The organism is Pseudomonas agronomica (assembly GCF_025917275.1).
Lineage (GTDB): Bacteria > Pseudomonadota > Gammaproteobacteria > Pseudomonadales > Pseudomonadaceae > Aquipseudomonas > Aquipseudomonas agronomica.
On the sequence record NZ_JAOSHO010000294.1, the window covers coordinates 1 to 6,373 of the forward strand.

Sequence of the window (6,373 nt, forward strand, 5' to 3'; positions counted from 1 at the left end):
GCTCCCTCGCCACAGGTTGTTAGACGGTCTTGAGTGAGCAGCGTCAGCCCTTTAGCGGGCTTTTGATTTTGTTGTCGTACAACTAAGTCGAATTTTTACCGTATATGGCGAGCGCTAACAAGCCCGTCGGAAAACGCTTCTTGGTTTAAGTGTCAGGTTATATGCAGAGTTCAAGCCGATTTCGGATTTTTCTACGCAGTGAAGGCCGCTGCCAAGCAACAACTGCATTTTTGATCTTGTACGATGTCCTATCAGAGAGTAAAACAAACGTCCCCGTCCAATAATAATTAACGGAGACGTACGATGGATGCTTCGCAACCTGCAACCGCCGATCAGGGGCGCCGGATCTTCCTGAAGAAATCCCTGGTGGTCTCGGCCGCCGCCGCGACACTTGGAAACCTGCCCGGCCTGGCCCAGGCCGAGCCGCTGAGCCAGCGCTATCCAGACCCCCTGATCAATATCCTCGACCCCAGCTTCATGGACTTGCGCATCTTCAACGCCAGCGTCGAGAAGCTCGCCAGCGGCTTGCGGTGGGCGGAAGGGCCGGTGTGGATCGGCGACGGTCGCTATCTGCTGGTCAGTGACATTCCCAACAACCGCATCGTGCGTTGGGATGAAGTTACCGGTGGCTTGTCGGTGTACCGCGAGAACTCGAACTTCTCCAACGGCATGTGCCGCGATCGCCAAGGGCGGTTGCTGGTCTGCGAAGGCTCGACCACGGCGAGCGAAGGTCGGCGCATCACCCGCACCGAACCCAACGGCACCATCACCGTGCTGGCCGACAGTTTCGACGGCAAGCCATTGAATTCGCCGAACGACATCGTCTGCAAACGGGACGGCTCGATCTGGTTCACTGATCCACCGTTCCAGACAGGCAATAACTATGAAGGCCACAAGGTCACCCCCGCGCAGCCTCACGCGGTGTACCGCATCGACGGCCAGACCGGCAAGCTCAGCCGGGTCATCGACGACCTCGCGGGGCCAAACGGCCTGTGCTTTTCCCCGGACGAAAAAATCCTCTACGTGGTCGAAGGCCGGGCCAAGCCCAACCGCTTGATCTGGGCGATCACGGTCAAGGACGACGGCACCCTGGGGGAACGGCGCAAGCACATCGAAGGGCTGGACTACGCGGCCATCGACGGGATCAAGTGCGACGAGAGTGGTAACCTCTGGTGCGGTTGGGGCGGGAACGGCGACCCCAAGGCCGACCTGGAAAAACTCGATGGCGTGCGCGTGTTCAACCCCGAAGGCAAGGCCATCGGGCACATTTCGTTGCCGGAACGCTGCCCGAACATCTGCTTCGGCGGGCGAGAAGGCAACCGGCTGTTCATGGCCGGCAGCCATTCGCTGTACTCGTTGTTCGTGAATACCCGGGGCGCGACGTTCGCCTGATCCTCAGGCATCCTCAATAACCGTGGCGAGGGAGCTTGCTCCCGCTCGATTGCGCAGCAATCGCAAAGCAAGCTCCCAAGCTTCAACCCAACTTCACGTTCATGGTGATTTGCGCCGTGAACACCTTCTTGCCTTCCGCGTCATGAATGTCCACCGGCACGATCTTGTCGCCCTCGGTCTGCCAGTTCACCTCGTCGCCATTCGCAACCGCCGTCACATCGCTCTTGGCCTTGGCCAGGTATTGCACGCTCATGCCTTTGGGAATCCAGCGGGCGCCTTCCGGAATGGAAACGTTGGTCATCATGCCCGCAGCCAACTCGGCGGCGTTGCACATGGCGATCGCGTGGACTGTGCCCAGGTGATTGGTGATTTCCTTGCGAAACGGCACCTGCACGGTCGCCGCACCCTGGCGCAACTCTGTGACCAGCGGGTTGATGGTGGAAAAGTACGGCGCCATCTGACAGGCCATTTTGCTGAACGCGTCCGGACCTGCGCTGTTGAACATACCGAGAACCTGATTCATGTGAAGCCTCGCTGACGAGTGATTTTGCGGAATGATGTTCCGTTACAGAATTATGTTCTGTAACGGAACGGTATTCTGTTGGCGGCGAATCTGTCAAGCTGTGCTCACTTCATCACGGGCAACCCAGCGCCCGGTCCATTCAACGAACCGGTTAATGCCAAGCATGGAAACAACAGACCTACTCGAACGCGCCTTCCCCGGCAGAAGGGCCGAACTCAAGCGCGATATCTTTCGCAAGGCCCTGGCCCTGTTCAACGAGCAGGGCATCGAGGCGACGACCATTGAAATGATCCGCACCGAATGCCAGACCAGCGTCGGCGCCATCTACCATCATTTCGGCAACAAGGAAGGCTTGGTGGCGGCGCTGTTCTTCACGGCCCTGGAGGATCAGGCGCGTTTGCGCGAGCAATACCTGTCCGAGGCGACAACCGCCGAACAGGGCGTCCAAGCGTTGATCTACAGCTACGTCGATTGGGTGGACAGCCAGCCCGAATGGGCGCGTTTCCAGTATCACGCGCGCTTTGCGGTGACCAAGGGACCGTTCAAGGACGAGCTCGCCAGCCGCAACACCTCACGTAACGGTCAGCTTTGGCAGTGGCTGAGCGCCGCAGAGCAGGGCGAGGCGCTCAAGCGCTACCCCGCCGAATTGATGTTCTCGCTGATCATCGGCGCGTCTGAAAGTTATTGCCGGGCATGGCTGGCGGGGCGGGTGCCCTCCAGCCCCAAGGCGCACCGGGAATTGTTGGCGCAAGCGGCGTGGCGTTCCATCAGTGCTGACTGAGCGATCACAGCGGGCAGCTCCACAATTCCACGGCCGGTTGTTGTGCATCGGGCGGTCCCAGCCAGTGCGCCATGGGTTGGCAAACGCCGGCATGACACAGTTGATAATCACCGGCCTGGGGCGTGCGACCGAGCTTCAACGGTTGCAGCGGTGGCAGTTCGCGGCGATATCGCCAACTGCCATTTTCCAGCCGTGCGCCTTCGGGAATTTCCATCCCGGCGCCGTTGCCCTTGACCCTGGCCTCACCCAGGATCAGGCCCTGTTCGCTGACCCGGTAATCCTCCTCCCAACGGATCTTCTCGATGGTGTGATTCCAGGCCAACGTGAACTCGCTGAGTTCAAGGTGTGCCCAGACCACGCCGGACAAGCCCAGGCACAAGCCAATCACGCCAAGGCTCGCCCGGTACGTCGTGAGCGCCAGACGTGCTGGAAAATCAGCAGCGCACCCAGCACGAAGCCAATCTCATCGGTCAGGGGCAGGGCGACGACCAGCATCGCGCCAGCGGCAAAACACATCAGGCGTTCCCACACCGGCATTTTCTGTTGCAGGTATCCGGTGGAGGCCATTCCCCAGAGCCCGACGGCCAACAATGTCTTGACCACCATATAGGCGGTCATCCACAGGTTGTCGCCCTGCAGCATCAGCGCCGGGTTGTACACCGTCATGAACGGAATGACGAAGCCGGCCAGGGCGATGCGCACCGCCCAGAAGCTGATCTTCAGGCCGCTCTCCCGGGCGATGGGTGCGGCGGCGAAGCAGGCCAGGGCCACCGGCGGGGTCAGGTCAGCGAGGATGCCGAAATAGAACACGAACATGTGCGACACGATCAGCGGCACGCCCAGCTCCAGCAAGGCGGGCGCAGCGATCGAGCTGGTAATGATGTAGTTCGGGATGGTCGGGATGCCCATGCCCAGCACCAGGCAGGTGAGCATGGTCAGCAGCAGCGACAGGAACAGGTTGTCCTTGCCGATTGCCAGGATGTAACCGGCGAACGTGGACGCCACGCCCGTGAGCGAGACCACGGCGATGATGGTGCCGACCAAGGCGCAGGCGATCCCTACCGGAACGGCGTGCCGGGCGCCGTCCACCAAGGCGTGCAGGCAGACGACCAGGGTTTCCCGGGTGCCTTTCATGAACCAGCAGGCCACCACCAGCACGCCGATCACCGCGAACACGATGCCGATACCGAGCCGGAAGAACCCGACGCAAAGGATGCCCAGCGCGACCCAGAAGGCGCAGCGCAAGGCGTAGTTGGAGACTTTGAGAATGATCGCCGAGCCGAGGATCACGATGGCCGTCAGCGCCAGCCCGACCATGCCGGAGAACAACGGCGTGCGGCCGGAAAACAGCAGGTAGACCAGAACGGCCAATGGGATCAGCAGGAACCAGCTCTCCTTGACCGCGCCCCAGGCGCTCGGGCATTGGTCCTTGGGCAGGCCCTTGAGGTTGGAGCGCTTGGCTTCCAGGTGAACCATCCAGAACACCGAGCCGAAATACAGGCACGCCGGAATCAGCGCGGCCTTGGCGATCTCCACGAACGGCACGTTGATGGTCTCGGCCATGATGAACGCCACCGCGCCCATCACCGGCGGCATGATCTGGCTGCCCATGCTCGATGTCGCTTCCACGCCGCCGGCGAACGCGGCCTTGTAGCCAAAGCGTTTCATCAGCGGAATGGTGAACTGGCCGGTGGTCACGACGTTGGCGATGCCCGAGCCGGTGATGGTGCCCATCAGCGCCGACGACACCACGGACACCTTCGCCGGGCCGCCCAGCTTGTGGCCGAACAGGCCCATGGCAAAATCCGTGAACAGCTTGATCATGCCGGCCTTTTCCAGGAAGGCGCCGAACAGGATGAACAGGAAGATGTAGGTGGCCGATACGTAGGTCGGCGTGCCGTACAGCCCTTCGGTGCCGAAGGCCAATTGGTTGATGATCTGATCGACGCCGTAGCCTCGGTGGGCCAGGTCGCCGGGCAAGTATTCACCGAACAGACCATAGGCCAGGAACAGGCCGCAGATGATCGGCAAGGCGATGCCCATCACCCGCCGCGCCGCCTCGAACACCAGCACGATCAGGATGACGCCGATGACCGTGTCGGCGGTGGTCAGGTCGCCGGAACGCTGGATCAGGTCGGCCTCGAAGACCCATTGATAGAGCGCGGTCGCCACGCTCGCCAGGCTCAAGGCCCAGGCGAAGGGCTGCCAGGGCCGTTGCTTGCCATGGGCGGGATAGCTGAGAAACACCACCCACAGCAAAAAGCCCACATGCACCGCCCGCAGCACGATGCTGGACACCGGAGCAAAGGCTGCCGTGATGATCTGGAATACGGAAAACAGCAATGCCACGTAGAACAGCGTCCTGGGCCAGTCCCGCGGGTCCGTGGCGATGCCGTGCTGGTCTTCACTCATGAGATGCCTGCCTGTTGTCGACGTGCGGATGCGAAACGCAATGCTGCAACGGCGCCCCGCGCCGTTGCAGGCCAGCGGCTACAGCGCGCCCACTTCCTTGTAGTAGCGCTCGGCTCCGGGGTGCAGGGCGATCGGCAGGTTTTTCGCCGCGTTTTCCAGCGAGATGTCCTTGGCCGCCGAGTGGGAGGTGCCCAGGCGGGGGAGGTTGTCGAACAGCAGCTTGGTCATCTGATAGGCCACGTCGTCCGGGACGTCCTCGCGGGTCACCAGGATATTGGTGATGGCCACGGTGGGCACGGCATCAGCCTGGCCGTCGTAGGTGTTGGCGGGGATCATGGCGCTCTGGTAGGCCGGGTTGCCGATCTTCTGTACCACGTCAGTGGGAATCGACACGTAGTTCAACTTCATCGTCGACGCCAGGTCACGAATCGCCGCCATGCCCAGGCCGGAGGATTGCAAGGTAGCGTCCAGTTGGCGGTTCTTGATCAAATCCACCGATTCGGCGAAGGGCAGGTACTGGACCTTCATGTCGCTGTAGGTCAGGCCGGCGGCCTTGAAGATTGCCCGGGCGTTGAGTTCGGTTCCGGATTTCGCCGCGCCGACGGAAACGGTCTTGCCCTTGAGGTCAGCCAGGGTCTTGATCCCCGATTCCTCGCTGGCGACGATCTGGATGTAATTGGGGTAGGCGCCGGCAATCGCCCGCAGCTTGGTCAATGGAGCCTTGAAGCCGGCGTCCTCCACGCCGTTTTTCGCATCGGCCACCGAGTCGCCCAAGGCCAGCGCGAGCTCCCCGCGCCCGGCTTGCAGCAGGTTGAGATTCTCCACCGACGCCTTGGTGGCCTGCACCGATGTCTTGGAACCTTCGATGCCGCTGCTGTAGATCTGTGAAAGCCCGACCCCGATCGGGTAATACACACCGCTGGTGCCGCCGGTCAGGATGTTGATAAATACCGGGGGGGCCGCCTGGGCGGTGGCGGCGACCGCCAAGGCTGCGGCGGCCAGGAGGGTGAAGCGCTTGTTGACTTGCATTGAGGACTCTCCGTCTTGTTATGGCTTTATGCAGAGTCTTTCCACTGTAGTCGAAACAAGGGTATTGGCGAGTCGAGGCGCCGAAGACGCCGTCGTGACGCGACAGATATCTCGCCGGATCGGGGCCGTAGGAGCCGTAGGAGCCGTAGGAGCTGCCGAGTGAAACGAGGCTGCGATCTTTTCACTATCGTTTTAATCGAAAGCGAAAAGACCAAAGATCAAGATCAAGATCAAGA

General features: G+C 61.4%; 6 protein-coding genes. 2 read left to right on the forward strand and 4 right to left on the reverse strand.

The genetic code is table 11. The features are described from left to right. Window positions 1-303 precede the first annotated feature (303 nt). Entirely contained in the window at window positions 304-1,392 is a 1,089-nt protein-coding gene (locus OC610_RS18630; RefSeq protein ID WP_264429727.1) for an SMP-30/gluconolactonase/LRE family protein, read from the forward strand. A gap of 82 nt (window positions 1,393-1,474) precedes the next feature. On the opposite strand, the gene OC610_RS18635 is transcribed toward OC610_RS18630, so the two are convergent. Then, entirely contained in the window at window positions 1,475-1,915 is a 441-nt protein-coding gene (locus tag OC610_RS18635) for a hotdog fold domain-containing protein (RefSeq protein ID WP_264429729.1), read from the reverse strand. A gap of 163 nt (window positions 1,916-2,078) precedes the next feature. Here OC610_RS18635 and OC610_RS18640 point away from each other — a divergent pair, with 163 nt between their 5' ends. Continuing rightward, on the forward strand, window positions 2,079-2,696 hold the full coding sequence (locus OC610_RS18640; RefSeq protein WP_264429731.1) for a TetR/AcrR family transcriptional regulator: 618 nt from the start codon (window positions 2,079-2,081) through the stop codon (window positions 2,694-2,696). A gap of 4 nt (window positions 2,697-2,700) precedes the next feature. On the opposite strand, the gene OC610_RS18645 is transcribed toward OC610_RS18640, so the two are convergent. The 3 genes from OC610_RS18645 to OC610_RS18655 all read right to left on the reverse strand — a co-directional run bounded on the left by OC610_RS18645 (window position 2,701) and on the right by OC610_RS18655 (window position 6,137). Then, window positions 2,701-3,084, reverse strand: coding sequence for a DUF1850 domain-containing protein (locus OC610_RS18645; protein WP_264429733.1), 384 nt, complete (start codon window positions 3,082-3,084; stop codon window positions 2,701-2,703). Beyond that, window positions 3,081-5,108, reverse strand: a complete 2,028-nt coding sequence (locus OC610_RS18650) for a TRAP transporter permease (protein ID WP_264429735.1) — start codon at window positions 5,106-5,108, stop codon at window positions 3,081-3,083. Before OC610_RS18650 ends, OC610_RS18645 begins: the two co-directional genes overlap by 4 nt. 78 nt (window positions 5,109-5,186) lie before the next feature. Further along, complete coding sequence (locus OC610_RS18655; RefSeq protein ID WP_264429736.1) at window positions 5,187-6,137, reverse strand: TAXI family TRAP transporter solute-binding subunit; 951 nt, start codon at window positions 6,135-6,137, stop codon at window positions 5,187-5,189. Between the last annotated feature and the right edge of the window lie 236 nt (window positions 6,138-6,373).

What these genes read in the sequence shown, in the direction of transcription:
- OC610_RS18640 (WP_264429731.1), top strand. Translation starts at nt 2,079, where the DNA reads ATGGAAACAACAGACCTACTCGAACGCGCCTTCCCCGGCAGAAGGGCC.
- OC610_RS18655 (WP_264429736.1), bottom strand. Translation starts at nt 6,137, where the DNA reads ATGCAAGTCAACAAGCGCTTCACCCTCCTGGCCGCCGCAGCCTTGGCG.
- OC610_RS18635 (WP_264429729.1), bottom strand. Translation starts at nt 1,915, where the DNA reads ATGAATCAGGTTCTCGGTATGTTCAACAGCGCAGGTCCGGACGCGTTC.
- OC610_RS18650 (WP_264429735.1), bottom strand. Translation starts at nt 5,108, where the DNA reads ATGAGTGAAGACCAGCACGGCATCGCCACGGACCCGCGGGACTGGCCC.
- OC610_RS18630 (WP_264429727.1), top strand. Translation starts at nt 304, where the DNA reads ATGGATGCTTCGCAACCTGCAACCGCCGATCAGGGGCGCCGGATCTTC.